The organism is Burkholderia sp. A2 (genome assembly GCF_001729305.1).
Lineage (GTDB): Bacteria > Pseudomonadota > Gammaproteobacteria > Burkholderiales > Burkholderiaceae > Burkholderia > Burkholderia sola.
The window spans coordinates 1-269 of the sequence record NZ_LZXX01000168.1 but is presented as its reverse complement, the minus strand read 5'-3'; the positions used below and the strand labels follow the sequence as shown (position 1 = coordinate 269).

1 protein-coding gene is annotated in these 269 nt (G+C 65.8%); it reads left to right on the top strand.

The features are described 5' to 3' along the window. On the top strand, positions 1-269 hold a 269-nt coding region (locus tag A9Z05_RS33740), incomplete at both ends, for a molybdopterin cofactor-binding domain-containing protein (protein ID WP_141723542.1).

Sequence of the window (269 nt, the reverse complement as noted above, 5' to 3'; positions counted from 1 at the left end):
TGCGCGTTGTACGCGGACGGCCGCCCCGTGCGTTTCGCGAACGATCGCTACGAGCAGTTCCAGACGTCGCTGAAGCGCCACGCGTTCAAGATGCATTACCGGATCGCGGTCGACCGCAACACGGGCCTGCTGCAGTCGTTCAAGGGCGACTTCGAGGCGAACGGTGGTGGTCGCTCGAACTTCTCGCCGTCGGTCGCGATGGTCGGCGCGACGGCCGCGCAATCGATCTACTACTTCCCGAAGAGCGACCTCGCGGCCGTCGCGATCGC